Here is a 26,388-nt window from a genome sequence, read left to right on the forward strand (position 1 = left end):
TTCGGACGGGTACCGTCGGTGGCAATGCGTGCAGCCCCGGGTCGAGTCGGTGAGGCCCGGGACCGCCAGAGAGAGCAGGTGCGCACCCCGCGCACCGGAGGGGACGAGGTCAACGGCCATGGCACGGATCGGTGACGGCGGGGATCTGCTCAAGTGTTCTTTCTGCGGGAAGAGCCAGAAGCAGGTGAAGAAGCTCATTGCCGGCCCCGGGGTGTACATCTGCGACGAGTGCATCGACCTCTGCAACGAGATCATCGAGGAGGAGCTGGCCGAGGCCGGCGACGTCAAACTCGACGAGCTGCCGAAGCCCGCGGACATCCGCGACTTCCTCGAGCAGTACATCATCGGCCAGGACGAGGCGAAGAAGACCCTCGCGGTCGCGGTGTACAACCACTACAAGCGGATCCAGGCCGAGGACAAGGCCGGGCCGAAGGACTCCAAGGACGAGCCGGTCGAGCTGGCCAAGTCCAACATCCTGATGCTCGGCCCCACCGGCTGCGGCAAGACCTACCTCGCGCAGACGCTGGCCAAGCTGCTCAACGTCCCGTTCGCGATCGCGGACGCCACCGCGCTGACCGAGGCGGGCTACGTGGGCGAGGATGTGGAGAACATCCTGCTCAAGCTGATCCAGGCGGCCGACTACGACGTCAAGCGCGCCGAGACCGGCATCATCTACATCGACGAGGTCGACAAGATCGCCCGCAAGTCGGAGAACCCGTCGATCACCCGTGACGTGTCCGGCGAGGGTGTGCAGCAGGCGCTGCTGAAGATTCTCGAGGGCACCACCGCGTCGGTGCCGCCGCAGGGCGGGCGCAAGCATCCGCACCAGGAGTTCATCCAGATCGACACCACGAACGTGCTGTTCATCGTGGCCGGCGCGTTCGCCGGGCTGGAGAAGATCATCAACGAGCGGGTCGGCAAGCGGGGCCTCGGCTTCGGCGCGGAGATCCGCACGAAGGCCGAGATCGAAGGCAGCGACGTCTTCTCCGAGACGATGCCCGAGGACCTGATCAAGTTCGGCCTGATCCCGGAGTTCATCGGCCGCCTCCCGGTGGTCGCCACGGTGAACCACCTGGACAAGGAATCGCTGGTCTCCATCCTCACCCAGCCGCGCAACGCACTGGTGAAGCAGTACAAGAAGCTCTTCGAGCTGGACAACGTGGAACTGGAGTTCACCAAGACCGCGCTCGAGGCGATCGCCGACCAGGCGGTGCTGCGCGGTACCGGCGCCCGTGGCCTGCGCGCGATCATGGAGGAAGTCCTCCAGCCGGTCATGTACGACATCCCGAGCCGCGAGGACGTGGCGAAGGTCGTGATCACCGAGCAGACCGTGCGGGAGAACGTGAACCCCACGATCGTGGCCCGGCAGCCCTCGCGGCGCACGCGCAGCGAGCGGGGCGAGAAGTCCGCCTGATCGGCCGCCGCCGCGGCGCCCGCGGAGCTTAGGAGGAGTCGGCTGCCAGGGTGTTCGCGGCAGGCGCGATAATGAACAGGATGACGACCGTGCCGCTGACCGCACCCCCGGGGGACGACACCGCCGACCCGGCCGAAGCGGTTTCCTCCGACCCCGCCGGCTCGTCGCCGGCCACCCCGGTCGGCATCGTCGAGCTCAGCGAGCGCGTGGTGGGGTCCGTCCTGACGCGCTGCCCGTGGCTGCCGCGCGCGTCCGAGATCTTCCTGGGCCTCTGCACGCTGGTCTGTCTGGTCGCGATCGGCACCCGGCTCTCCCCGCTGCCGCTGATCCCGATCCCGCTGTTCGGCGCGGCCTACCTCTTCCTGCACCGCCTGCGCACCGCGCAGACCCGGGTCCACCAGCTCCGCTGGTCCCTGCTGAGCGCGCTGTCGGCGATGATCGGCTTCTGGCTGATCTCCGTGGTCGCCCGCTGGGTCTCCTGACCGGTCCGCTCCCTTTACGCAGTCCGGGGCAGGTGCTTGCCCAGGAAGCTGACCAGGCTCGGGACCACCGTGCGGAAGAACGTGTCGCTGTGCCTGCCCTTGGCGGTGTAGGCCACGGCCGGGTGGGTGGCCGTGATGTACTCCCGGACGCCGGTGATGAACCGGTCCTCGGTGCCGCAGTAGACGGCGGTCGGGATGCCGTTCAGTGCGCTCGGATGGCGCAGTGGGTCCAGCGCCGTCCAGTCGGTGCGGCCGGTGAAGATGCGGCGCTTCTCCATCTCCGGCCACGACGTGATCAGCGCGGGGGAGACGGCCGCGATCGCGGCGGGTGGCTGGCGGCGTTCGGCACGGCGGCGGCCGTAGAGCATCGCCCCGAAGCCGCCCATCGACACTCCCGCGCAGGCGAACGGCTGTCCGTCGGGCCCGGCGAAGCCGCGTGCCCGCAGCCACTGGGGGACCTCTTCCAGCAGCATCGCCATCGGGTCGTCACCGGGGTGGACCGGATGCCAGTAGTTGTCGCCGCCGTCCACGGCGACGTAGCCGTACGGGCGCACGGCCTTGCGCGCGACGTCGCTGCCGAGCTGCCTGAGCAGTCCGCTCGGCGCGGCGGAGCGGGCGTTGCCGTGCAGGCCGTGCAGCAGCAGGGACATCGGCAGCCCGCGCGGAGGGTGCTTGCTCGGCAGCAGGAACACCAGGTTCACCATGCGCCCGCGAGCCGCGGAGTACACCCGCTCGACCCGCATGCTGCCCAGCTGCGTGACCGGGGTGGACGAGGCGACCCCGAGTGCCCGCTGCAGCGCCTGGCTGAACGGCACGACGCCGGTCGCGGTGCCCACGGCCACGCCGGCCACGCCGAGTCCCGACGCGCCCGCGATGAGCAGTGAACGACGGCTCACCCGCCGCCGGTCACCGGTTGGTTCGTCCACCTGTCCCTCCGTCCCCCATACAGCCTAGGACGCCGTGGCGGACCGAAACGTTGCGTTGCGAAATCTTCACGCGGATGGACACCACACCGACCCTCCGAAAGCGGACAATGGGGACACCGTCCGACCGGATCGGGTGACGCGACCACTGTGGACGCTCCGCGTCGTCCGAAGTGGACTTCAGCCGGAGAGTCCGAGCAGCCGCCGGTCCCCGGTGTAGACGTTCATGCTGTCCCCGCGCAGGAAGCCGATCAGGGTCATGGAGTTCTCCTCGGCCAGCTCCACCGCCAGCGACGACGGCGCCGAGACGGCCGCGAGCAGCCCGATCCCCGCCATCGCGGCCTTCTGCACCAGCTCGAACGACGCCCGCCCCGACACCAGCAGCCCGAGGTCCGGCGCCGGGATCCGGCCGGCCTGCAACGCCCAGCCGAGCACCTTGTCGACCGCGTTGTGCCGTCCGACGTCCTCGCGCACCACCGCCAGCTCGCCGTCGGCGGTGAACAGCGCGGCGGCATGCAGGCCGCCCGTGGCGGAAAACACTTTCTGCTGTTCCCGCAACGCGTCCGGCAGGTGTGCCAGCACCTCTGTGGACACTGTGAACGCCGAGGAGGCCGGGGAGAAACGGCTGCGCAGCTTCACCGCGTCCAGCGCCGCCTTCCCGCAGACGCCGCACGAGGAGGTGGTGTAGAAATTCCGTTCCACTCCGGTGTCCGGTGGTGACACTCCCTCCGCGAGCGTCACGTCGAGCACGTTGTAGGTGTTGCGTCCCCGGTCGTCGACGCCGTCGCAGTACCGGGCCACCGCGATGTCCTCCCGCGCGCCGAGTACCCCTTCGGACAACAGGAAACCGTGCGCCAGTTCCACATCGTGGCCGGGTGTGCGCATCGTCACCGCCAGGGATCTGCCGCCGACGCGCAGCTCCAGCGGTTCCTCCGCGGCGAGCGAGTCCGGTCGACGGCGCTCGCCGTCAGCGGAGATCCGCCGCACCGGCCGCCGCACGGTGAGTCTGCCCATCGTCCCTCCACCTTTTCGTCCCGAATTCGTTACCCGACGAACCAGACATACGACATCCGGCCGGTGCAACGACGACGGTTTGGTAATACATTCCCTGCACCCCCTCATAGTTCGGAGGAGTCTGACGATGGCCGTCCCCGGCTTCCTCGCCCGCTCTCGTATCGTGGCACCGCCCGGGTGGACACGCTGGCTGGTCCCGCCCGCCGCGCTGTCCATCCATCTCTCGATCGGGCAGGCGTACGCGTGGAGCGTGTTCAAAACCCCGCTGGAGAAGACCCTGCATCTCTCCGGCACCCAGTCCGGGCTGCCGTTCCAGCTCGGCATCGTGATGCTCGGCCTGTCCGCCGCCTTCGGCGGGACACTGGTCGAGAAGAACGGCCCCCGCTGGGCGATGTTCGTGGCCACCGTGTGCTTCTCGGCCGGCTTCCTGATCTCCGCGCTCGGTGTCGCCACCGGCCAGTTCTGGCTCGTGGTGGTGGGCTACGGCGGGATCGGCGGGATCGGGCTCGGCATCGGGTACATCTCCCCGGTCTCGACGCTGATCAAGTGGTTCCCGGACCGGCCGGGAATGGCGACCGGCATCGCGATCATGGGCTTCGGCGGCGGCGCGCTGATCGCCTCGCCGTGGTCCTCGGCGATGCTCGGCAGCTCGCCGGGCACCGGTGACATCGCGGTGGCCTTCCTCGTGCACGGTCTCGTCTACGCCGTGTTCATGACGCTGGGTGTGCTGATCGTGCGGGTACCCGCCGAGGGCTGGCGCCCGGCGGGCTGGACGCCGAAGGCGGACGCCGCCAAACCGCTGATCTCCACCGCGAACGTCTCCGCCGCGAACGCGCTGAAGACCCCACAGTTCTGGTGCTTGTGGATCGTGTTGTGCCTCAACGTGACCGCCGGCATCGGCATCCTCGAGAAGGCCGCGCCGATGATCACGGACTTCTTCAAGGGCACTTCGGCGCCGGTCGGCACCGCCGCGGCCGCCGGGTTCGTCGCGATGCTCTCGCTGACCAACATGCTCGGCCGGTTCGTGTGGTCGTCGGTGTCGGACTCGGTGGGGCGCAAGAACATCTACCGGTTCTACCTCGGTGTCGGCGCCCTGCTGTACCTGGTGATCGCGCTGACCACGAACGGCTCCAAGCTGGTGTTCGTGCTGTGCGCGATGCTGATCCTCTCCTTCTACGGCGGCGGGTTCTCCACGCTCCCGGCCTACCTCAAGGACCTGTTCGGCACCTACCAGGTCGGCGCCATCCACGGCAGGCTGCTCACCGCGTGGTCGGTCGCCGGGGTGCTCGGCCCGCTGATCGTCGACGGGATCGCCGACAGCCAGAAGGCGGCGGGCAAGACCGGCCCGGACCTCTACGCGACGTCCTTCTACATCATGATCGGCCTGCTCGTGGTCGGCTTCATCGCGAACGAATGCGTGCGCCCGGTCAAGGAGCGCTACCACGAGCCTGCCGGCGGTACCCAGGTGGGGAGTGAGGCCTGATGAACGCATCGACACCGGCCGAGGGCCGCTCCGGCGGCCGTACGGCCCTGCTCGTGCTCGCCTGGGTGTGGGTGCTGGCGCCGTTCGTCTACGGCGTGGTCGAGCTGATCACCAAGGTCGTCGACCTGTTCGGCGGCTGAGCCGCCGGCGCCGCTGAAAAGCCCCGGATCCGTCCGGGGTTTTTCACTGGACAAACAGTCAAGAGTTGTTGACTATTGAGCGCATGCCTGGGGAAGACACACCGGCGCAGGACGCCGTGCACATCCGGACCACCGAACAGCTGCGTGCGGTGAACAACGTGGTGCGCCATCGCGTGCTGGCCGCGCTGCGGGATGGTCCGGCGACCATCACCCAGCTCGCCGAGCGGCTGGGCCTGGCCAAAGGCAGCTCCAGCTACCACGTGCGGGTGCTGGAGCGGGCGGGGCTGATCCACGTCGTCCGCACGCGCAAGGTGCGTGGCGTCGTGGAGCGCTACTACGCGCACGTCGGCCGCCGGATCGTGCTGCCCGAACCGGTGGCGGGGCAGCGGGATGTGCTGATGCAGCACGCGCTGGCCGACCTGGCGACCGCGCCGGAGGGGACGCCGCGCTACGTCCGGATGCAGCACACGAGGATCGGGGAGGCGCAGTTCGCCGAGTTCGAGCGGCGGCTGGGCGAGCTGCTCGACGACCTGCGTGACGCTCGCGACCCGGACGCCCCGGCGGCGACCGCGGCGGTCGCGTTCTTCCGTCCGGGCAAGGGCGCGGCCGAATGACCGCGCCCGCGATGCCACGTGCTTTTCGCCGATTGTGGACGGCGGCGACGGTCAGCTCGCTCGGCGATGGTGCCTACGAAGCCGCGCTTCCTTTGCTGGCTCTGCTGCTGAGTCGCGATCCGCTGGTGGTCAGCCTCGTCACCGCGGCGACGCTCGCGCCGTACCCCGTGGCCGGCTTGTTCGCGGGTGCGCTCGTGGACCGCTGGGATCGCCCGCGCACGATGTGGGTCGCCGATCTGGCCCGTGCGGCGCTGCTGGTGTTCACCGTGGCCGCCGGGATCTTCGGCCTGCTCAGCATCCCGGTGCTGCTGGGGGTGGCGTTCCTGCTCGGCACCGGGCAGCTGTTCTTCGACACCGCGGCGCAGGCCTATCTGCCGGATCTGCTCGCCCGCGACCAGACTCTGCTCAGGCGTGCCAACGGGTATCTGCGGGGTACCTCGACCACGGCGGGGCAGTTCGTCGGGCCGCCGGCCGGCAGTTTCCTCTTCGCGCTGGGCCGTACCGTCCCGTTCGGGGTGAACGCGGTGTCCTTTGTGGTCAGTGCGGTGCTGATCCGCGGCCTGCCCCGGGTGCCGGTCCCGCCGCGGCAGCAGGGCCGCTCGGTGTGGGCGGAGTCGAAGGAGGGATTGCGTCACCTGGTGCGGGACCGGTTGCTGCTCGGGCTCGCGCTGCGGCCCGCGGTGGGCAACCTGGCCTTCGGCGCGTTCGGGGCGGTGCTCGTGCTGTTCGCCCGCGACGCGCTCGGGCTGGGTGCGGCCGGATACGGTTTCCTGCTGGCCGCGGAAGCCGTCGGCGGACTGCTCGGGGCGATGGTCGTGGCCGGTCCGCTGGAAAGGCGGCTCGGGACGGGCACCGCGCTCACCGTGACCGCGCTGGTCGAGGGCGGCGCCGTGCTCGCCTTCGGGCTGGCCCGCGACCCGTGGTTCGGCGGTGCGATGTTCGTCGTGGTGGGGTGCGCGATGGCGGCCACCATGGTGCTCGGCTCGGCGCTGCGGCAGGCGGTGACCCCGGCGAGGCTGATGGGCCGGGTGACCGCGGCGTCGCGGCTGGTCGCCGTTTCCGCCGGACCTCTCGGCGCGGTACTGGGCGGCTGGCTGGCCGCCGCGGCCGGCGTCCGGGCGCCCTACCTGATCGCCGCGGGTGTTCTGGTGACGATGATGCTGGTGACGATGAGTATGACCAGCAACCGGCGGATCGAGGCGGCACTGGCCCGGGTCGAGCAGCAACCGGTCGAGCCGGCGGTCCAGCCGGAGTAGTTCGAGCAGCCGTGGAGGCCGCGGCTGCCGGCGAACGGCGGGCGTGCTCAGCGGCCGTCCGGGCCGGGGATGCCGACCGCACGCAGGAAGTTGTCCGCGAAGAAGTCGTACGCCTCCCCGGCTTCGGGGAGGCCGAGGACGGCGAGCGTCTCGTCCACCGGACGGCTGAGCGCGTGCAGCAGGACCGGCCCGATGAGCTGTTGCAGCAGCAGCGGGACGGGGAGGTCGCGGATCCGGCCGCGGCGGATCTCCCGGCCGAGCCAGGCCCCGGCCCCGTCCAGCAGCCAGGGCAGATGCCGGCTCAGCAACGACTGGATGGCCGGATCCTGCGGCCGGGCCAGGATCTCGGCGAGAATGGCGGGCAGGACGCGGGGCTGTCGCTGGAAGTTCTCGCCGATGAGCCGGCAGAAGGTGCGCAGGGTCGCCGCGAGGTCGTCGCCGGCCGAGTTGAGGTGGGCTTCGACGTCCGAGGTCGGGCTGTAGCGGTCGTAAACGGCCAGCAGCAGTCCGTCACGGCTGGTGAAAGTGGCGTAGAGGCTCGGGATCGAGCAGCCGGCCTCGGCGGCGACGGCTTCGACGGTGAACGCGGCGAGGCCGAGCTCGCCGACCAGGCGGGCACCGGCTTCGACGGCACGATCGCGGACCGGCCGCCGGCCGCCGGGATCGATCCCGGCGGCCCGTACCGCCGCGTCGAGCGCGTGCCGGGTGCCGCCGAGTCGCCGGAGCAGGGTGCTCCGCGAGATTCCGGCGTCCTCGGCGATGGCCTGCACGGACACGTCCGCGATGTCCTTGTCGAGCCGGCGGGCGGCGTTCAGCGCGGCATCGACCAGGTCCTGGTGTACCTCGGCGGAGCGGCTCGGTGCGCGGCCGTCGGTGCTCATCGGCTCGTCGCCTCCGGAGGGGGTGGGACGCGGACCCGCCGATTCTAGCCGCGGACTTCGGCCAGGCCCGCTGCCCGCAGGGCCGGGGCGACCTCGGTGCCGATCAGCTCGTGGGAACGCACGAGGTCGGCGTGGTCGAACAGGGCGAAGTCGGTGAACGCCACGAGCGAGCCGTAGCCGCCCGCGCGGCACTGCTCGACCAGCCGCTCGGTGACTGTCTTCGGAGAGCCGACGGCGAAGTCGTCGGGGTGGCTGTGCAGCCGGGCGATCCTGTTGTCGGCGGCTTCGAGGGACTGGACGTCCCGCCGGAAGACGTCGATCGCGGCTTCGCGCTTCTCCTCGGCCTCGGAGTCGGAGCCGGCGACGAAAACCCGGCGGCGGAGGCCGAGGTTGCGTGGGTCGAGCGGCCGCCCGGCATCGGTGACGGCGTCGCGGTAGTGCTGCGCCAGTGCGTTCGCCTCGGGCGTCGGAAGGAAGGCGGTGCAGACCTTGTGGCCGCGTCGCCCGCCCCACGCGGCGGATTCCGGGGACATGGCGGTCACCCAGATTTTGTCGCCCGTGCCGGGACGGATCCGCGGCGAGAGAGTGACCCGGTCGAGGTTGTAGAACTGGTCCTGGTGGGTGACTGTGGGATCTTCCGCGGCCTTGCGCAGGAGGTCGGCCCCGCTGTGGTACCGCGGGCGGATGTCCTCAGTGGACAGACCGGCTTTGCGTGCCTCGACGCTGCCGGCACCCGGGGCGATGCCGGGTTCGTAACGGCCCTGGGTGAGGTAGTCGAGCATGCCCACCTCTTCGGCGAAGCGGCGGGCGTCGTGCAGCGGCAGAACACCGCCGAGGGTGCTCAGACGCAGGGTCGAGGTCTGCGCGGCGACCGCCGCCACGAGCAGATGTGTCGAGGGCGCGAGACCGGTCGGGGTGAAGTGGTGCTCGGCGAAAGCCACCCCGTCGAACCCGAAGCGCTCGCAGTCCACCCACAACCGCAGGTAACGCGAGTAAGCGGCCTGGAGCTGTTCCGGCGTCGGATCCTGCTCACCGGGCACGGTGCCCGCGTTGAACAAGGAGAAATTCCAGGTTTCGATCATCATCGGCTCCTTCGCTCGCACTGACACTTAGCAACAGTAAACATCTATGTCAGTGTCAGCAAGTGTCGAGCGTGCTGCCCAGGACGCATCACCGCCGGAACGGTCTCCCTGCGCATCGTCGTCGCGACCGGTCTCTCTCCCGGACGCCGCGACGGATCCGCGACCTCGATCGTGCAGACCTCAACCGCGGAGTTCGGTGAGCAGGCTTCGGCGCGCGGAGTGCACGTGATCCTCCGCGGCGCGGGCCAGCCGGGCCGGTTCGCCGTCGCGGATCAGGGTGGCCAGTTCGCGGTGCTCGGCCACCACTCGCGCGCGGTAGTGCTCGTTTCCCGCGGAAATTCGTTGCAGCTGGAAGAGATACACCTGGGAGCGCACCGCATGCCACGCCTCGGTGAGGCGGGCGTTGCCGGCGGCGGCGTAGACCTGGTCGTGGAAGGCGATGTCCAGCGCCAGCAACCGGGGGCCGTCGGCGCGTCCACGGACGGCGGTCGCCAGCTCCGTCACCCGGGTGTCCAGGCCGGCCAGGTTCTCCGGCGTGGCGTGCGCACGTGCGGTCGTGGCGGCCAGCCGGTCCAGCGCGGCGCGGACGGAGTAGACCTCCTCCACGTCAACGGCGGTCACGTCGACCACTGTGGTCGGCCGGTGCCAGCCGCCGTGGATCAGGCCTTCCCTTGCCAGCAGGGCCAGTCCTTCGCGGACCGAGCCGCGGCTGATCTCCAGCGACGCAGCCAGCTCGACCTCGCGCAGGGGTGCGCCGGGCGGGAAGTGGCCGGCGAAGATCGCCTCACGGACCCGGTCGGCGGCTTCCTCGGCCAGTCCGCGACGGGCCGCCTTCCTCAGCGGGGTGACTTCCACGGGCTAATGTTGACATTCGGACATTCGCCGGTCAACGTGGGGTTTCCGGTCCCGACCTCCCGAGGAGTGCCCATGCCCGCCCGTCCCGCGTTCCACCTCGCCATCCCGGTCGACGACCTGGCCCGCGCCCGCGAGTTCTACGGCGGCGTGCTCGGCCTGTCCGAGGGCCGCTCGGCATCGGCCTGGGTCGACTGGGACTTCCACGGCCACCAGGTGGTCACCCACGTCGTGGCGGGGGCGCGGTCCGAGGCGGGCCGCAATCCGGTGGACGGGCACGACGTGCCGGTGCCGCATTTCGGCCTGGTGCTCGACGTCGACGGCTTCCACGACCTCGCCGGCCGGCTGCGCGGGGCGGGCACCGAGTTCGTCATCGAGCCCTACCAGCGCTTCGCCGGGGAACCGGGGGAGCAGTGGACCATGTTCCTGCACGATCCGGCAGGCAACGCCCTGGAGTTCAAGGCGTTCCGCGACGAGTCGCAGTTGTTCGCGAAATGAACGTCCTCGTCACGGGTGCCTCGCGCGGGATCGGCCGCGCCATCGCCGTCGCCTTCGCCACCCGGGGCGACCGGGTCGCCGTCCACTGTGGATCCAACCGGAAGGCCGCGCGGGAGACGCTGGACGCGCTGCCGGGCTCCGGGCACGTGCTGGTGTCCGGCGACCTCGGCAACCCGGAGGCGGCGCAGTGGATCGCCGAGGTGGCCGAGAAGCAGCTCGGCGGGGTGGACGTGCTGGTCAACAATGCCGCGATCGGCACCTCACCGGAGACCGCCACCCCGATCGCGGACGGCTCCTACGAGCAGTGGCAGGAGGTCTGGCGGCGCACGGTGGACGTGAACCTGCTGGGCGCGGCGAACGTCTCGTTCCACGTCGCCCGGCACCTCATCGCCCGCGGTGCGCCGGGCCGGATCGTGAACGTCGGCTCGCGCGGGGCGTTCCGCGGCGAGCCCGAACACCCGGCCTACGGCGCGAGCAAGGCCGCACTGCACGCGCTCGGCCAGTCCCTCGCGGTCGCGCTGGCCCCGCACGGGATCGCGGTCACCTCGGTCGCGCCGGGTTTCACCGCCACCGAACGCGTGGCGGGCCGGCTGACCGAGCAGGTGCGCCGGCAGAGCCCGTTCGGCCGGGTCGCCGAGCCCGAGGAGGTCGCCGACGCGGTGGTGTTCCTGGCCTCGGCGGAAGCGACCTGGGCCTCCGGTGCGGTGCTCGATCTGAACGGCGCGTCCCACCTGCGCTGAGCTGTGAACTGAGTCACCCGTGCAGCAGATGGCGGCCCGGGGACGTCGATGAGGTGTGCGGATCGCCGGGAAAATCGTCGTGTCCGGGCTCGCGCTGGTGGTGTTCGCCGGCACGGCCTACGGGTACGCCACTTTGCAGTCGCTGGAAGACATCACGCGAAGCAACGTGATCGACTCCCCGGGTGGTGCCACTCCGGGGGAGCAGCCCGCCGACGGAGCGGTCGACATCCTGATGGTGGGCCGGGACTCGCGGACCGACAAGCAGGGCAACCCGCTGCCCGCGGACATGCTGCGGGAACTGCGCGCAGGAGACAGCGCCGACGATCTCACCGACACCCTGATCGTGCTGCGCATTCCGAACGGCCAGCAGGCGGTGCAGGCGTTCTCCATCCCGCGGGACTCCTACGTGCCGATACCGGGGGGCGGGAAGGACAAGATCAACTCCGCGTTCGGCCGGGCCAAGCTCGCCGAGGCGAAGAAACTGCGGGCCGGCGGGGAGAGCGACAAGGGCCGGATCGAGGAGGGCTCGCTGACCGCGGGCCGGCGGGCCACCCGGCAGGTGGTGGAGGACCTGACCGGGGTCACCATCGACCACTACGCCGAGGTGAACCTGCTCAGCTTCTACCAGATCAGCAAGGCGATCGGCGGGGTCCAGGTGTGCCTGAACCAGGCCACCCACGATCCGGACTCCGGGGCGAACTTCGTCAAGGGAGAGCAGAAGATCGCCGGTGCCGACGCACTCGCCTTCGTCCGGCAGCGCAAGAACCTGCCGCGCAGCGACCTCGACCGGGTGCGCCGCCAGCAGGTGTTCCTCGCCTCGCTCGCGGGTCAGGTGCTGTCCGCGGGCACGCTGGCCGATCCGGGCAAGATGGGCGCGCTGATCGACGCGGTGAAGGAATCCGTGGTGCTGGACCAGAACTGGGACCTGCTGGACTTCGTCGCCCGGATGCGCGGAGTGTCCGGCGGCGGGATCAAGTTCGCCACGGTGCCGGTGGTGAACCCGGACTACCGTTACAACCCGGCGCACCCGACCTGGACCGCGGTGCAGGTCGATCCGGAGCAGGTCGAGACGTTCGCCGCCGGGCTGATCGGGGCCGCCGCGCCGAAGCCGGCCGCGGGGTCGGGGAAGGCCACCGTGGACGTCTCCAACGCGGGGTCCACCGAGGGCTTGGCCGGACGGGTGGCGGATGTCCTGAAGGGCAAGGGATTCACCCCCGGCCCGACCGGCAACGCGCCGACCCGGCGGACTTCGCTGGTGCGGTACCCGGCCGCGCTGGCCGACGAGGCGAAGTCGATCGCGAACGACCTCGGCGGCCTCACCACGGCGGAGTCCGCGGACGTGCCCGCGGGACACATCGAGGTGGTGCTCGGCTCGGTCTACTCCGGACCGGGAGTCGCCGCGGGCGGTGGTGCCGCGCTGGGTGCTGCCGGGGGTGGCGCGGCGCTGGGTGCTGCCGGGAGTGTTGCTGCCCGCGGCGCCGCCCGCACCGAGGAGCCGCCGATCACCTCGGCCGGCGAGAACTGCGTCGACTGACCACCGGCCGCAAGTCCGTGAAGGCCTCCTTCAGAGAACTAGAGTCCCTGAAGGGGGCCTTCACGGAACTCCACAGAGCGCCCGGCGAGCACCGGGTGGGTGAGGCAGGGCGAGCGGGTCAGGCGTGGTGGTGTGGTTCGAGCCGCACCACGATCGCCTTCGACACCGGCGTGTTCGACTTCTCCGCGACAGAGTCCAGCGGTACCAGCGCGTTCGCCTCCGGGAAGTAGGCGCCCGCGCAGCCGCGGGCGGTCGGGTAGGCCACGGCGCGGAAGGCCGGCGCCCGGCGTTCGCCGTCGAGCCATTCCGAGACCAGGTCCACGATTTCGCCGTCCGCGACGCCCAGGGCGGCCAGGTCCTCCGGATGCGCGAACACCACGCGGCGGCCGTCCTCGATGCCGCGGTAGCGGTCGGACAACCCGTAGATGGTGGTGTTGTACTGATCGTGGCTACGCAGGGTCTGCAGCAGCAGCCTGCCCTCGGGCACTTCCGGGTATTCCAGGCCGGACACGGTGAACATGCCCTTGCCGGTGGCCGTCCCGGTGAACTGGCGCGAGTCCCGCGGCGGATGGGGCAACGTGAACCCGTCCGGTTCCCGGACCCGCCGGTTGTAGTCCTGGCAACCGGGGACCACGGCCGCGATGCGGTCGCGGATGAGGTCGTAGTCCTGTTCGAACGACCGCCACGGCACCGCGTGGTCCGGCCCGAGCAGCCGCTCGGCGAGCCGGCACACGATCGCGACTTCGGACAGCAGATGCTCGCTCGCCGGGGCCAGCCGCCCGCGTGAAGCGTGCACCTGCGACATCGAATCCTCGACGGTCACGAACTGTGGCCCGGACTCCTGCACGTCCCGTTCCGTGCGTCCGAGCGTCGGCAGGATCAACGCGGTGCGCCCCGGCACGACGTGCGAACGGTTGAGTTTCGTCGACACGTGCACGGTGAGCGAACAGGACCGCAGTGCTTCGGCCGTGCGCTCGGAATCCGGGGTGGCCGAGGCGAAGTTGCCGCCCATCGCGAAGAACACCTTGCCCAGCCCGTCCCGCATGGCGCGGATCGAGTCGACGGTGTCCCAGCCGTGCTTGCGTGGCACGGCGAGGCCGAACTCGCGGTCCAGGGAGTCCATGAACTTCTCGGGCATCTTCTCCCAGACGCCCATGGTCCGGTCGCCCTGCACGTTCGAGTGGCCGCGGACCGGGCACAGTCCGGCGCCCGGCCGGCCGATCATGCCGCGGGCCAGCGCCAGGTTCGCGATCTCCGAAATCGTGGGCACCGCGTGCTTGTGCTGGGTCAGGCCCATCGCCCAGCAGTAGATGGTGCGCTCGGACCCGGCGATCATCCGGGCGATCCGTTCGATCTGCGCGCGGTCCAGGCCGGTGGCACGTCCGATCTCCGGCCAGTCGACCTCCCGCAGCTGCTTGGCCCAGTCCTCGAAGCCGAGCGTCTCGCTCTCCACGAACTCCCGGTCGACGATCGACCCCGGCGCCGTTTCCTCCCACTCCAGCAGCAGATGCCCGACCGCCTGGAACAGTGCCAGGTCCCCGCCGACGCGGATCTGCGCGAACTCGTCGGCCAGCGGCGAACCCTTGCCGGCCACCCCGCGCACGTTCTGCGGGTTCTTGAACCGCATCAGCCCGGCTTCGGGCAGCGGGTTCACCGCCACGATCCGCGCACCGTTGCCCTTGGCCTCTTCCAGTGCCGAGAGCATGCGCGGGTGATTGGTGCCCGGGTTCTGCCCGACGACCACGATCAGGTCGGCGCGGTGCAGGTCGGCCAGCGTCACCGAGCCCTTGCCGACGCCGGTGGCCGCCGACAGCGCCGCGCCGGAGGACTCGTGGCACATGTTCGAGCAGTCCGGCAGGTTGTTCGTGCCGAACGAGCGCACGAGCAGCTGGTAGGCGAACGCGGCCTCGTTGCTGGTGCGGCCGGAGGTGTAGAAGATCGCCTCGTCCGGGCTCGTCAGCCCGCGCAGCTCGCCGGCGACCAGCGCGAACGCGTCGTCCCAGGAAATCGGCTCGTAGTGCGTGCCGCCCTCGCGCAGCACGAACGGCTCGGTGATCCGGCCCTGCTGGCCGAGCCAGTAATCGGTGCGCTCGGCCAGCTCCGGCACCGGATGCGCGGCGAAGAACTCCCGCCCGACCTGACGCTTCGTGGCTTCTTCGGCGACCGCTTTCGCGCCGTTCTCGCAGAATTCGGCGAGCTTGCGCTTCTCACCGTCGGCCTGCCGCGGCTCCGGCCAGGCACAGCCCGGGCAGTCGAATCCGGCGCGCTGGTTGAGCAGGCGCAGCGTCCGCGCGGTACGGCCGACACCCATCTGCTCGACGCCGCGGGCGAGCGACACCGCCACACCGGGAATCCCGGCCGCCCAGGTTTTCGGCTTGCCCACTTCGATACGGGCTTCGTCCACGTCTTCGGCCGGCGCTTCACGGGTCATCTGCCCATCGTCCGCCCCGGCGGCCGATTACCCAAGCCGGGGGCGGGATTCGGCCCGCCGCAACCCGCGGTCGGCGGCCGTCACGAGCAGCAGCAGCCCGCTGATCACCACGAGCACCACGGCGAGCCGGTGCAGCCCGCCCGAATCCGCGTGCCCGCCGTAGCACTGGGCGATCACCGTGGAAGCGACGATCGCGCCGAGGTACTGCGCGGTCCGGAACAGCCCGCTCGCGGTCCCGATCGTCTCCGCGGGCGCCTCGCGGTACAGCGTGGTCTGGTTGGCCACGCTGGTCAGGCCCTGCGCGAGCCCGAACACCGCGACCAGGCCGAGCAGCCCGGCCGGCCAGGTGGAATCGTCGACGAACAGCAGCGCGACCGAACCGGCCACGAGCGCGCCCGCGACGACGAGCAGCCGGGCGCGGACGCCGGTCGGCCGCCCGGACAGCGCGGCCGCGACCACCGCCACCGCGGACATCGGCAGGAGCATCAGCCCGGCCACGGACTCGGAGAAGCCGCGGCCCTCCTCGAGCCACTGGACGTAGCCGAACATGATCGCGTAGATCGCCATGAAGCTCAGCGCCTGACGCAGGTAGGTGCGCAGGATCGCGCGGTTGGCCGCAAGCATCCGCAGGTCGATGAACGGCGTGCGGACGCGCAGCTCCACCCACGTGAACACGCCGCCCACCGCGATCGCCGCGGCGAGCAGCCACAGATCACCGATGCCGGGTGCCATCAGGTAGCACAGCAGCACCAGCAGCGCCGCGGAGAACAACGCGATGCCGGCCAGGTCGATCCGCGCCGGTTTCGGCGCGCCCGCGGCCCGCGCCGGCGCGTCCTTCGGCACCCAGAGGACGGCCAGCAGCAAGGAGATCCCGGCCAGCGGCAGGTTCACCGCGAAGATCGCCGGCCAGCCGAACAGGCTGATCAGCACCCCGCCGAGGGTCGGGCCGATCACCATGATCGTCTGCGAGGACAGCGACAGCACCGACAGCACCCGCGCCGGCACGCCCTGGCCGAGCGCGTCCGCCCGCTTGCGCAGCACCGCCATCGCGGCCGGGAAGCCGGCGCAGGTGCCGATGCCGAGCACCGCGCGCACGCCGGTCAGCCACTCCACCGAAACCGGGATCATCCCGCCGATCGCGGCGATGATCACCACCAGCGCGCCGCCGACCAGCACGCGCCGCGCCCCGTAGCGGTCCACCAGCAGCCCGACCACCGGCTGCCCGACCGCGGTGGCCAGGTACAGCGCGGAGATGAGCCAGGCGGTGCGTTCCGGACCGGCACCGAAGGCCTGTCCGATCGGCACCAGCGCGACGGCGATCAGCGTGGAGTTGATCGGGTTCAGCACCGCGCTCGCGACCAGTGGGGTCACGAGCCGGGCGCCGAAGCGGGCGGGTGCTTTCGCGGTGGTGGCGGTGCTCGTGACGGCTCCTTTGCTCAGCGCTGGGCGACGCGCTGCAGCAGAGGCAGCGCGCGCCGGACGGTTTCGAGTTCCTCGGCGGTCAACTCCGCGCCGAGCGCGGCGGCGAGCCATTCCTCGCGGTGCTGGCTGATCCCGACGACGGTCTTGGCCCCGAGCTCGGACAGCGCGAGCACGGTGCGCCGCCCGTCCGCGGGGTCGGGCGTGCGGCTGAGGTAGCCGAGCGAGTCGAGCACGGAGAGCGTGGCGGCCATCGACTGCTGCCGCACGTGCTCGGCCGCGGCCAGCTCACCCTGCGTGGCCGGGCCGTCGCGATGCAGCCGGTTCAGCACGGCACTCTGCGACGGTGTGAGGATTCCGGCGTTGTCGACCTGGCGCAGCCTGCGGTGCAGCTGGCCCACCACGCCCCGGAGCCAGCCCGCCGACTCGGCGACGTGCGGGGGAACGGAACTCATCTGCACAGTCTAGCCTGTGCAGCCCAGCCTGTGCGACCGTGCCCGGACAGCGTGAAGGCCTCCTCGAGGGAACGCGGAACTCCCTCGAGGAGGCCTTCACGGGTCGTGGAACGAGCGGGTCAGACCGGGTGCGGGGAGGGGCGGTCCGCCGCGGGCAGGCCGGCGCCGAACTGGAATTCGATCGAGCCCTCGTTCACGCCGGGGCCGTTCACCTCGTGCACGGTGATCGCGGCGGCGATCAGCAGCACGAGCCCGACCAGCGCGGCAATGCCCGGCAAGCGGCTGGCCGAGGGCGTGCGGTAGCCACCGCCGTACCCCGGGGACGAGCGCGCCCGGCGCTCACGGCGGCGCTTCTTCTTCAGCTCCTTCTTGGCGCCGAGCCACGCGTCCATCTCGGCGTGCTTGCGCCATTCCGGGTCGATCAGGTCCGGATGCGTCTCGATCGAGTAGTCGTCCGGATCCTCCGGCCGGGTCATCGCGGCACCCCTTTCCCCCTGAGCACGCCCGCCGTGGCGGGTTTCCTAGACTTGTCCATTGTGACCGAGAACGCTCCGCAGCAGAAAACCGACCTTCCGGGTGCCTGGGACCCGGCCGCCGAGGAAGCACCCCTCTACGACCGCTGGGTAGCGGCCGGGTACTTCACGGCCGACGCCACGTCGGACAAGCCGCCGTTCTCGATCGTACTGCCGCCGCCGAACGTCACCGGCAGCCTGCACATGGGGCACGCGCTCAACCACACCCTGATGGACGCGATGAGCCGCCGCCGCCGCATGCAGGGCTACGAGGTGCTGTGGCTGCCGGGCATGGACCACGCGGGCATCGCGACCCAGAACGTGGTCGAGCGCCAGCTCGCCGGCGAGGGCCTGTCCCGCCACGATCTCGGCCGCGAGAGGTTCGTCGAGCGGGTGTGGGAGTGGAAGGCCGAGTACGGCGGCCGGATCCTCGGCCAGATGAAGCGCCTCGGCGACGGCGTCGACTGGTCGCGCGAGCGGTTCACCATGGACGAGAACCTGTCCAAGGCCGTCCAGACCGTCTTCAAGAACTTCTACGACGCGGGCCTCATCTACCGCGCCGAGCGGATCATCAACTGGTGCCCGCGCTGCCAGACCGCGCTGTCGGACATCGAGGTGGACCACAGCGAGGACGAGGGCGAACTCGTCTCGATCCGGTACGGCGAGGGCGAGAACGCCATCGTCGTGGCCACCACCCGCGCGGAGACGATGCTGGGCGACACCGGCATCGCCGTGCACCCGGACGACGAGCGCTACGCGCACCTGGTCGGCACGCAGGTCGAGCTCCCGCTCACCGGGCGGAAGATCCCGATCGTCGCCGACCGGCACGTGGACCCGGAGTTCGGCACCGGCGCGGTGAAGGTGACCCCGGCGCACGATCCGAACGACTTCGAGATCGGCCGCAGGCACGACCTGCCGATGCTGACCGTGATGAACGAGCGTGCGGAGATCACCGTGGCCGGCCCGTTCGATGGCCTCGACCGGTTCGAGGCGCGGCCCGCCGTGGTCGCCGCGCTGCGCGAGCAGGGCCGGATCGTCGCGGAGAAGCGGCCGTACCTGCACTCGGTGGGACACTGCTCACGCTGTGACACCGTGGTGGAGCCGCGGCTTTCCCTGCAGTGGTGGGTGAAGGTCGCGGAGCTGGCCAAGGCCGCGGGCGACGCGGTGCGCGACGGCCGCACCAGGATCCACCCCGCCGACCTGGAGAAGCGCTACTTCGACTGGGTCGACAACATGCACGACTGGACGATCTCGCGGCAGCTGTGGTGGGGCCACCGGATCCCGGTCTGGTACGGCCCGGACGGCGAGGTCGTCTGCGTCGGCCCGGACGAGCAGCCGCCCGCGGGCGAGGGCTGGACGCAGGATCCCGACGTGCTGGACACCTGGTTCTCCTCCGGCCTGTGGCCGATGTCCACCATGGGCTGGCCGTCGTCCTCGGCGGATCTGGCGAAGTTCTATCCGACCAGCGTGCTGTCCACCGGCTACGACATCCTGTTCTTCTGGGTCGTGCGGATGATGATGTTCGGCGTGCAGGAGATGGACGGGCGCCAGCCGTTCGACCACGTCTACCTGCACGGCCTGATCCGCGACGCGAACGGCAAGAAGATGTCCAAATCGCGGGGCAACGTGATCGACCCGCTGGAGTGGATGGACACCTACGGCGCGGACGCCACCCGGTTCACCCTCGCCCGCGGCGCGAACCCGGGCGCGGACATGGCGCTTGCCGACGAATGGGCAGCCGGCTCCCGCAACTTCTGCACGAAACTCTGGAACGCCAGCAAGTTCGCGATGATGAACGGCGCGGACGCGACCGGCCCGCTGCCCGCCGCCGCCGAGCTGACCGAGGCCGACCGCTGGATCCTCGGCAGGCTCGCCGCGCTCGTGTCCGAAGTGGACGAACTGTTCGAGGAGTTCCAGTTCGCCAAGGTCGCGAACGCGCTGTACCAGTTCACCTGGAACGAGCTGTGCGACTGGTACCTGGAGCTGGCGAAGGTCCAGCTGTACCAAGGCGATTCCGTTCGGGTCGAGGCGACGCGCACCGTGCTCGGGCACGTGCTGGACGCGGTGCTGCGGCTGCTGCACCCGTTCGTGCCGTTCGTCACCGAGAAGCTGTGGACCGCGCTCACCGGCGGTGAGTCGCTGGTGATCGCGGCGTGGCCGGAGCCGGTCGGCGGATACGCCGACCCGGCGGCCGACGCGCGCGTCGCGGACGTGCAGAAACTGATCACCGAGATCCGCCGCTTCCGGGCCGACCAAGGACTCAAGCCGGGCCAGAAGGTGGTCGCCCGGCTCACCGGCGACGGTTTCCCGGCCGGACACGAGAACGCGATCCGCTCGCTGGTCCGGCTCACCCCGCCCGACGACGGGTTCACGGTGAGCGCATCGCTGGAGGTGTCGCTCGCCGGCGGCGTCGTCACCGTGGAGCTGGACACCTCCGGCACGATCGACGTCGCCGCCGAACGCAAGCGACTGCAGAAGGACCTCGGCGCGGCGCAGAAGGAACTCGCCCAGACCGACGGCAAACTCGGCAACGAGTCGTTCATCGCCAAGGCCCCCGCGCAGGTCATCGAGAAAATCAAACTACGCCGCGAAACCGCGGTCGCGGACATCACCCGCATCGAGGCGAGGTTGGGACTTTTGCCTCAGAATTCTCTGCCTCAGCAAAGCTGAGGCTGGATCTTTTGCCTCAGCAAGCTGAGGCGGCGGGATCGCCGGGGAGCCGCCGTCTTCCTTCCCGATGCCACGCGGCCTGGGGGCCGCGTGGCATCACTCAGTCCAGACGGCGGCGCGATCCCGCGTGGTGCGCGGGTTTCGTAAGCCGGTCTGGGGGCGGGTGGTGTCGCTCAGTCGGGGTGGTGGTGCGGTTTCGTGTGGTGTGTGGGTTTCGTAAGCCGGTCTGGGGGCGGGTGGTGTCGCTCAGTCGGGGTGGTGGTGCGGTTTCGTGTGGTGTGTGGGTTTCGTAAGCCGGCCTGGGGTCGCGTGGCCTCGCTCAGTCGAGGCGGTGGCGCTGTCCCGTATGGTGCCTGGGTTTACTCAGTATCCTGCGCGGGTTTCGTCGCCGACTCGGGTTTCGTCAGTGGTCGGCCAGGTGGTGCCGGATGACGCCGGCGATGCCGGCCATTCCGATCGGCAGCGGGTGGTAGGCGGCCGCGGCCAGCAGCTTCGTGTCCTTGCCGTTGATCCACGCCGCGCCGGTGCGGGCGCAGGCGTCGTGCCCGGCCGACGGCGTGAAAGTGTCTACATAGGACGCATCGCCGTCCGCTGCCACGGCCTGTTCGACCGCCGCGTTCAGGGCTTCCTCGACGCTGGAAAGCCAGGCGTAGTCGCCGTCGGCGAACGGGAGGACGTCCGGGCAGGAACCGGACTCCGGGGCGATCCGCGGATAGCCGATCGCGAGCACCTCGGCCCGTGGCGCACGCGCGTGGATCTCGGCCAGCACCTGCCGCACGTTCTCACTGGTGGCCGCGAGCAGCGCCTTCATCGTGTCCACGCCGTCCACGGTGAAATGCCGCTGGCAGGGATTTCCGGAGGGGTCACTCGCGCGCAACCCCGGGCAGGTGCCCACGAGCGAGCCGAACACGCCGGAATCGTTGCCGCCGATGCCGACCGTGACCAGATCGGTGTCCGGACGCAGCGCGGACAGCTGCGGCGGGTTGACGCCCAGCGGCACGTCCTGCGCCTGCGTCAGGTCGCCGGTGTCCGCGCCGGAACAGCTGATGTCGGTGAAGCGGGGCACGTGCAGGGCCACCGCGAGCAGCGCCGGATAGTTCGCCGTGGATCTCGCGCAGCCCAGCGGATCGAGCCGCTGCAGCGGAATCAGCGGTCCGGCCGTGTAGGAATCGCCGAGCGCGACGTAGTGGCGGAAACCGCGTGGCTGCGCGGACGCGGCCGTCGCCGAGGTGCCGAGCAACGCGAGCACGGCCAGTACGGCGAGCACGATCCGGGTGGTGCGCATGGGGATCCCTTCTCCCGAGCCGAACGCAGGACGGGGTCCACTTTCGGCCGGGAGGGGATCGTTGCCTGCCGCCGTTCGGGTGGTCGGGCCCGCGGTTCACCCGGTAGGCGGGTGATCCACGGATTCCCCGTGCTCCCACGGTTTCCGGAAGCTGAGCAGGTACCGCCAGAACAGCAGCGGACGGATCTCACAGCCGGGCAGCAGCCGCTCCGCGTCACGGCGCACGTCCGCCAGCCCGGGGAACTCCGTCCGCACCGGTGCCGCGCGCACCGGGTCGGCGCCGCCGTTGAGCCGGTCCCCGGCCGCGACCACGAGCCGGGCCGCGGCGTTCACCGGAACCGCGGCGAGCAGCCGAGCGAAGTCGCGCGGCGTGCTGGAACGGGCGCAGCCCAGCACCGCCAGCACGCCGCCGGGGACGAGTGCCCGGCGGAACTCCAGCACCGTGTCGAACGGCATGTGGTGCAGTGACGCCAGGCACGAGATGAAGCCGTACGCGCCGGGTTCCAGTGCCTCCGCGGTGACGTCCGCCTGCCGGTAGGACACCGTGCCCGGTCCCGGGGATCCGGCGGCCGCCGCACGGGCCACCATCGCCGCGGAGGTGTCGATCCCGTCCACGGTCAGGCCCGCCGCGGCCAGGCGCCGGGCGAACCGGCCTTCGCCGCAGCCGACGTCGAGTGCCCGGCCCGGTCCCGGCGGGACGAGCCGCAGCAGCCGCGGGTGGTAGTGGTGGTTGTGGTCGAACGGCATGCGCCCGACCCTGCCATGCCGGCGGGCGCGAGCCGGGCAGGTAGGCTTGACCCACCGGCCGGAGCAGGGCATACCGCCTGGTTAGCCGGTCCGGAGGCGCCCCTTCCCGGGTGCCGCAGCGACGTTGTCGAGGAGCGAGTGCGTGCCGCGTGGTGAGGGCGGCGGCCCCGAGGGGCCGTTCGGTGCCGAGGAATCCGAAGAGCCCGAGGGCGGCCCGCGCCGGCGGCCCGATCTCGCGGATCCGGACAGCTTCGCCGGTGTCGACGAACTCGGCGGACCCGGTGACGAGGAAGAGGACGGCACCGAGCCCGACCTGGACGCTCCCGACGCGGCGTACACCGTGGGCGGCGGCTCGCGTGGCGGGATCGGCGGCATCGGCCAGCTCGGCGACAACCTCGCCCTCGGCCCGGTGCCGGACCTGGTCGCCGGCGCCGACGCCGAGCTGCACGAGCTGGACGACGAGGGCAGCACGGAGCAGCCCGGCGACGAGAACGGCCCGGAGGCGCGCCGTGCGCTGATGGCGGTCGAGACCGAGCTGAACCAGCGGTGGCCCGAGACGAAGATCGAACCTTCGCTGGCCCGGATCCAGGCGCTGGTGACACTGCTGGGCGAACCGCAGCGCGGCTACCCGGTGCTGCACGTGGCCGGAACCAACGGCAAGGGCTCGGTCACCCGCATGATCGACTCGCTGCTCACCCGCATGGGTCTGCGGGTCGGCCGCTACACCAGTCCGCACCTGCAGCTGGTCACCGAGCGGATCGCACTCGACGGGCTGCCGATCTCCGCGGCACGCTACGCCGAGCTGTTCGAGGACATCGCGCCGTACGTCGCGATGGTCGACGGGGCGAGCGAGGACGGCGTGCCGATGAGCAAGTTCGAGGTGCTCACCGGGATGGCGTTCGCCGCGTTCTCCGACGCGCCGGCGGAGGTCGCGGTGCTCGAGGCCGGGATGGGCGGCGCATGGGACGCCACCAACGTGGCCGACGGCCAGGTCGCGGTGCTCACCCCGATCGGCCTCGACCACACCGACTACCTGGGCCCCACCGCGGTGGACGCGGCGCGGGAGAAGGCCGGGATCATCAAGCCCGGCTCCGTCGCGGTGCTCGCCGAACAGGACACCGACGTGCTGAACGTGCTGCTCGAGCGTGCTGTCGAGGTGGACGCCGCGGTGGCCCGCGCGGGCAGCGAGTTCGGCGTGCTGGAGCGCGAGGTCGCGGTGGGCGGCCAGCTGCTGAAGCTGCAGGGCCTCGGCGGGGTGTACGACGAGATCTTCCTGCCGCTGCACGGCGCGCACCAGGCGGCGAACGCCGCGCTCGCGCTCGCCGCGGTCGAGGCGTTCTTCGGCGCGGGCAAGGACAAGCAGCTCGTGCTGGAGGCGGTGCGCGAGGGCTTCGCCGAGGTGACCAACCCCGGCAGGCTGGAGCGGGTGCGGGCGGCTCCGGCCGTCATGGTCGATGCCGCGCACAATCCGATGGGCGCGCGGGCGCTCGCGGCCACGGTCACCGACGAGTTCGCGTTCCGCCGGCTGGTCGCCGTCGTCGGGGTGCTGACCGACAAGGACGCCCGCGGCATCCTGGAAGCGCTGGAGCCGGTGGTCTCGGACGTCGTGGTCACCCGCAATTCCTCGCCGCGCTCGATGCCGCTCGACGAACTCGCCGAGCTGGCGTCCGCGGTGTTCGGTGAGGAACGCGTACTGGCCGATCCGGATCTGGGCACCGCGATCGAGACCGCGATCGGCCTGGTCGAGCAGTCCGAGGATCCGGAGGAGCCGCTGTCCGGCGGCGGGGTCCTGGTCACCGGTTCGGTGGTCACCGCGGGCGAGGCACGCACGCTGTTCGGAAAGGAGCCGGCATGAGCGAGCACGGCACTTCGGAGCCGGCCGCGGCGGCCCGCCCGCCGGCGAAGGACCCGATGAAGGGGTTCCGCGGGGTCCTGTCCGGGACGCTGATCATGGAGGCCATCACGGTCGCGCTGGCGCTGCCCGTGGTGGCGAAGCTCGGTGGCGGCGTCACGAGCTTCACCGGCTGGGCGGTGATCGCCATCGCCGTGGCGCTGATCGTGCTGTGTGGACTGCTCAAGCACCGGTGGGCGATCCCGGTGGTGCTGGTGCTGCAGCTCGCGTTGATCGCGATGGCCTTCGTGCTGCCCGCGATCGCCATCCTCGGGGTGCTGTTCCTGGCGGCGTTCCTGTGGTTCCTGTGGATGCGCCGCGACGTCGCCCGCCGGATGGCGGCCGGCACGCTGGCGAGCCAGCAGCACCAGGCCTGAATCACCAGGGCAACGGGCCGCCCGGTTCGGTGAACGTGCCGGTGGGGCCGTCCTCGCCGAGTGTCGCCATGCGCACGATCACGTCGGCGCCGTCCTCGACCGGCTGCCCGCCGCCGACCCCGGCGGTGAGGTCGGTGGCGGTGTAGCCGGGTTCGACCGCGTTGATCTTGATCCCCGGCAGTGCCTTGGCGTACTGGACGGTCAGCATCGAGACCGCCGCCTTGCTCGCGCCGTACAGGATCGAGTTCACCCGGAACTGGTGGCGTTGTGGAGTGGTGACCGCCCAGAACGAGCCGAGTGCACTGGAAACGTTCACCACCACCGGGTTGGCGGATTTCCGCAGCAGCGGCAGCGCGGCCTGGATGACCCGGACGACGCCCACCGCGTTGGTGTCGAAGTGCCGGAGCGCGCTCGCGCCGGTGATCTCCTCGACCTGCGCGAGTCCGGCGGCCTCGGCGATCCCGGCGTTGTTGACCAGCACGTCCAGCCGGCCTTCCGCCTCCTCGATCACCCGCAGCGCGGCGTGCACCGAATCGTCGTCGGTGACGTCCAGCCGCACGAACCGGGCGCCCAGCTCGGCCGCGGCCCGCTGCCCGCGTTCGACGCTGCGTGCCCCGAGGTAGACGGTGTGGCCCGCGGCGAGCAGCCGGCGCGCGGTTTCGCGGCCGAGGCCCTTGTTCGCGCCGGTCACCAGTGTCACGGTCATGGTCCTGCTCCTTTCGTCGTGGTCCGTCCCACGATTCGCCCGGACGGCGCGGCGGGGGAGTGCCCCGGCGATCCTGGGGCCGGCAGGACCAGGCACCGTGCCGCCCGGCTGCCTACCCTGGAGCCATGCCCGACGACTCGAACGCCCTCGGCGAGTACCTGCGGGCCCGCCGCGAACTCGTCACACCGGACAGCGCCGGGCTGCCGCGGCTGGGCACCCGCCGGACACCCGGCCTGCGCCGGGAAGAGGTCGCGATGCTGGCCGGGGTCAGCGCGGACTACTACCTGCGCCTGGAACAGGGCCGGGACCGCAATCCGTCGGTACAGGTGCTGGAATCCCTCGCCCGGGTGCTCGGGCTCGACGAGACCGGTACCGCCTACCTGCTGAGCCTGGCGGTGGAGAAGCACCGCCGCACCCGGCGCCGTCCGCGCAAGGAGACCGTGCCCGCCGGGATCGCCAAGCTGCTCGGCTCGGCCGGGCTGCCCGCGTTCGTGGAGGGCCGCTACTTCGACGTGCTGGCCGCCAATCCGCTGGCGGCCGCGGTCTCGCCGCGGCTGGTGGCCGGGCGGAACCGGCTGCGGGACGTCTTCCTCGATCCGGCCGAGCAGGCGCTCTACCCGGACTGGGACGGTGCCACCGCCGCACTGGTCGCCGGATTCCGGCAGTCCGCGGGCACGGACACCGGCGATCCCCGGTTCATCGAACTGGTCGGTGAGCTGTCGCTGGCCAGCGACCGGTTCCGCAGGCTGTGGGCCCGCCACGACGTGAAGCTCCGGGAGGGCGCGGTGGTCACCTTCGACCATCCGCAGGTCGGCGAGTTCACCCTGAACCGCGAGAAACTGGGCGTCGGCGGTACGGCCGGGATGCTGCTGGTGATATACCACGCCGACCGGGGCAGTGCGGACGCGGACAAGCTGGCGCTGCTGGCGTCCACCGTCGCGGAGTCCCCGACCGAGCCGGTGGCCACGCCGTCCGAATAGCA

25 protein-coding genes are annotated in these 26,388 nt (G+C 71.0%); 13 read left to right on the forward strand and 12 right to left on the reverse strand.

Going from position 1 to position 26,388, the window contains the following annotated elements; all coding sequences use genetic code 11:
- Positions 1–118 precede the first annotated feature (118 nt).
- Positions 119–1,414 carry an ATP-dependent Clp protease ATP-binding subunit ClpX gene (clpX, locus tag BJY18_RS35645; RefSeq protein WP_184784208.1) on the forward strand — a complete coding sequence of 432 codons (1,296 nt, stop codon included), beginning with the start codon at positions 119–121 and terminating at the stop codon, positions 1,412–1,414.
- Between the two features lie 80 nt (positions 1,415–1,494).
- Positions 1,495–1,896 (forward strand): hypothetical protein, encoded by a 402-nt coding sequence (locus BJY18_RS35650; protein WP_221458144.1) that lies wholly within the window; start codon positions 1,495–1,497, stop codon positions 1,894–1,896.
- A 14-nt stretch (positions 1,897–1,910) separates the two neighbouring features.
- Here the strand turns inward: BJY18_RS35650 and BJY18_RS35655 are convergent, their stop codons facing one another.
- Positions 1,911–2,822 carry an alpha/beta hydrolase gene (locus BJY18_RS35655; protein WP_312874073.1) on the reverse strand — a complete coding sequence of 304 codons (912 nt, stop codon included), beginning with the start codon at positions 2,820–2,822 and terminating at the stop codon, positions 1,911–1,913.
- 177 nt (positions 2,823–2,999) lie between these two features.
- A complete protein-coding gene (gene fdhD / locus BJY18_RS35660; RefSeq protein WP_184784209.1) occupies positions 3,000–3,833 on the reverse strand; it encodes a formate dehydrogenase accessory sulfurtransferase FdhD in 834 nt (277 codons plus the stop codon).
- A 127-nt stretch (positions 3,834–3,960) separates the two neighbouring features.
- Here fdhD and BJY18_RS35665 point away from each other — a divergent pair, with 127 nt between their 5' ends.
- From BJY18_RS35665 to BJY18_RS35680, 4 genes are all read left to right on the forward strand, one after another.
- Positions 3,961–5,316 carry an L-lactate MFS transporter gene (locus BJY18_RS35665; RefSeq protein ID WP_184784210.1) on the forward strand — a complete coding sequence of 452 codons (1,356 nt, stop codon included), beginning with the start codon at positions 3,961–3,963 and terminating at the stop codon, positions 5,314–5,316.
- Entirely contained in the window at positions 5,316–5,456 is a 141-nt protein-coding gene (locus tag BJY18_RS35670; protein ID WP_184784211.1) for an MFS transporter small subunit, read from the forward strand. Before BJY18_RS35665 ends, BJY18_RS35670 begins: the two co-directional genes overlap by 1 nt.
- Positions 5,457–5,539: 83 nt before the next feature.
- Complete coding sequence (locus BJY18_RS35675) at positions 5,540–6,070, forward strand: ArsR/SmtB family transcription factor (RefSeq protein ID WP_184784212.1); 531 nt, start codon at positions 5,540–5,542, stop codon at positions 6,068–6,070.
- An 11-nt stretch (positions 6,071–6,081) separates the two neighbouring features.
- Entirely contained in the window at positions 6,082–7,326 is a 1,245-nt protein-coding gene (locus tag BJY18_RS35680) for an MFS transporter (RefSeq protein WP_246459080.1), read from the forward strand.
- 47 nt (positions 7,327–7,373) lie between these two features.
- Here BJY18_RS35680 and BJY18_RS35685 read toward each other — a convergent pair whose 3' ends face one another.
- The 3 genes from BJY18_RS35685 to BJY18_RS35695 form a co-directional block, all read right to left on the reverse strand.
- On the reverse strand, positions 7,374–8,207 hold the full coding sequence (locus BJY18_RS35685) for a TetR/AcrR family transcriptional regulator (RefSeq protein ID WP_184784214.1): 834 nt from the start codon (positions 8,205–8,207) through the stop codon (positions 7,374–7,376).
- A 44-nt stretch (positions 8,208–8,251) separates the two neighbouring features.
- Positions 8,252–9,316, reverse strand: a complete 1,065-nt coding sequence (locus tag BJY18_RS35690) for an LLM class flavin-dependent oxidoreductase (protein WP_184784215.1) — start codon at positions 9,314–9,316, stop codon at positions 8,252–8,254.
- Positions 9,317–9,469: 153 nt separating this feature from the next.
- Positions 9,470–10,144, reverse strand: coding sequence for a GntR family transcriptional regulator (locus BJY18_RS35695; protein WP_184784216.1), 675 nt, complete (start codon positions 10,142–10,144; stop codon positions 9,470–9,472).
- A gap of 72 nt (positions 10,145–10,216) precedes the next feature.
- Between BJY18_RS35695 and BJY18_RS35700 the strand changes: the two genes are divergently transcribed.
- Genes BJY18_RS35700 through BJY18_RS35710 form a run of 3 tightly spaced genes read left to right on the forward strand, consistent with a single transcriptional unit; the run spans position 10,217 to position 12,913 of the window.
- A complete protein-coding gene (locus BJY18_RS35700) occupies positions 10,217–10,639 on the forward strand; it encodes a VOC family protein (protein WP_184784217.1) in 423 nt (140 codons plus the stop codon).
- The gene (locus BJY18_RS35705) at positions 10,636–11,379 is read left to right on the forward strand and encodes an SDR family NAD(P)-dependent oxidoreductase (protein ID WP_184784218.1); all 744 of its coding nucleotides are present in this window, start codon (positions 10,636–10,638) and stop codon (positions 11,377–11,379) included. Before BJY18_RS35700 ends, BJY18_RS35705 begins: the two co-directional genes overlap by 4 nt.
- Positions 11,380–11,434: 55 nt before the next feature.
- Complete coding sequence (locus BJY18_RS35710; protein WP_184784219.1) at positions 11,435–12,913, forward strand: LCP family protein; 1,479 nt, start codon at positions 11,435–11,437, stop codon at positions 12,911–12,913.
- A 118-nt stretch (positions 12,914–13,031) separates the two neighbouring features.
- Here BJY18_RS35710 and BJY18_RS35715 read toward each other — a convergent pair whose 3' ends face one another.
- The 4 genes from BJY18_RS35715 to BJY18_RS35730 all read right to left on the reverse strand — a co-directional run bounded on the left by BJY18_RS35715 (position 13,032) and on the right by BJY18_RS35730 (position 17,694).
- Entirely contained in the window at positions 13,032–15,344 is a 2,313-nt protein-coding gene (locus BJY18_RS35715; RefSeq protein ID WP_184784220.1) for an FdhF/YdeP family oxidoreductase, read from the reverse strand.
- A gap of 27 nt (positions 15,345–15,371) precedes the next feature.
- A complete protein-coding gene (locus tag BJY18_RS35720; RefSeq protein WP_312874074.1) occupies positions 15,372–16,715 on the reverse strand; it encodes an MFS transporter in 1,344 nt (447 codons plus the stop codon).
- 65 nt (positions 16,716–16,780) lie between these two features.
- Positions 16,781–17,218, reverse strand: coding sequence for a MarR family winged helix-turn-helix transcriptional regulator (locus BJY18_RS35725; RefSeq protein WP_184784222.1), 438 nt, complete (start codon positions 17,216–17,218; stop codon positions 16,781–16,783).
- Positions 17,219–17,337: 119 nt separating this feature from the next.
- Positions 17,338–17,694: a hypothetical protein gene (locus tag BJY18_RS35730; RefSeq protein WP_184784223.1), complete on the reverse strand. Its 357-nt coding sequence runs from the start codon at positions 17,692–17,694 to the stop codon at positions 17,338–17,340.
- 60 nt (positions 17,695–17,754) lie between these two features.
- Here BJY18_RS35730 and BJY18_RS35735 point away from each other — a divergent pair, with 60 nt between their 5' ends.
- Complete coding sequence (locus BJY18_RS35735) at positions 17,755–20,400, forward strand: valine--tRNA ligase (RefSeq protein ID WP_184784224.1); 2,646 nt, start codon at positions 17,755–17,757, stop codon at positions 20,398–20,400.
- A gap of 403 nt (positions 20,401–20,803) precedes the next feature.
- Here the strand turns inward: BJY18_RS35735 and BJY18_RS35740 are convergent, their stop codons facing one another.
- Positions 20,804–21,685 carry an SGNH/GDSL hydrolase family protein gene (locus BJY18_RS35740; RefSeq protein ID WP_184784225.1) on the reverse strand — a complete coding sequence of 294 codons (882 nt, stop codon included), beginning with the start codon at positions 21,683–21,685 and terminating at the stop codon, positions 20,804–20,806.
- A 96-nt stretch (positions 21,686–21,781) separates the two neighbouring features.
- Positions 21,782–22,432: a class I SAM-dependent methyltransferase gene (locus BJY18_RS35745; protein WP_184784226.1), complete on the reverse strand. Its 651-nt coding sequence runs from the start codon at positions 22,430–22,432 to the stop codon at positions 21,782–21,784.
- Between the two features lie 142 nt (positions 22,433–22,574).
- Here BJY18_RS35745 and folC point away from each other — a divergent pair, with 142 nt between their 5' ends.
- Complete coding sequence (folC, locus tag BJY18_RS35750; protein WP_184784227.1) at positions 22,575–24,287, forward strand: bifunctional tetrahydrofolate synthase/dihydrofolate synthase; 1,713 nt, start codon at positions 22,575–22,577, stop codon at positions 24,285–24,287.
- Positions 24,284–24,700: a DUF4233 domain-containing protein gene (locus tag BJY18_RS35755; protein ID WP_184784228.1), complete on the forward strand. Its 417-nt coding sequence runs from the start codon at positions 24,284–24,286 to the stop codon at positions 24,698–24,700. The genes folC and BJY18_RS35755 overlap by 4 nt, the downstream gene beginning before the upstream one ends.
- Before the next feature lies 1 nt (position 24,701).
- Here the strand turns inward: BJY18_RS35755 and BJY18_RS35760 are convergent, their stop codons facing one another.
- Positions 24,702–25,406 carry an SDR family NAD(P)-dependent oxidoreductase gene (locus BJY18_RS35760; protein WP_184784229.1) on the reverse strand — a complete coding sequence of 235 codons (705 nt, stop codon included), beginning with the start codon at positions 25,404–25,406 and terminating at the stop codon, positions 24,702–24,704.
- 125 nt (positions 25,407–25,531) lie between these two features.
- Here BJY18_RS35760 and BJY18_RS35765 point away from each other — a divergent pair, with 125 nt between their 5' ends.
- Positions 25,532–26,386 carry a helix-turn-helix domain-containing protein gene (locus BJY18_RS35765; protein WP_184784230.1) on the forward strand — a complete coding sequence of 285 codons (855 nt, stop codon included), beginning with the start codon at positions 25,532–25,534 and terminating at the stop codon, positions 26,384–26,386.
- Positions 26,387–26,388 lie beyond the last annotated feature (2 nt).

It is taken from the genome of Amycolatopsis jiangsuensis (assembly GCF_014204865.1).
Classification (GTDB): Bacteria; Actinomycetota; Actinomycetes; order Mycobacteriales; family Pseudonocardiaceae; genus Amycolatopsis; species Amycolatopsis jiangsuensis.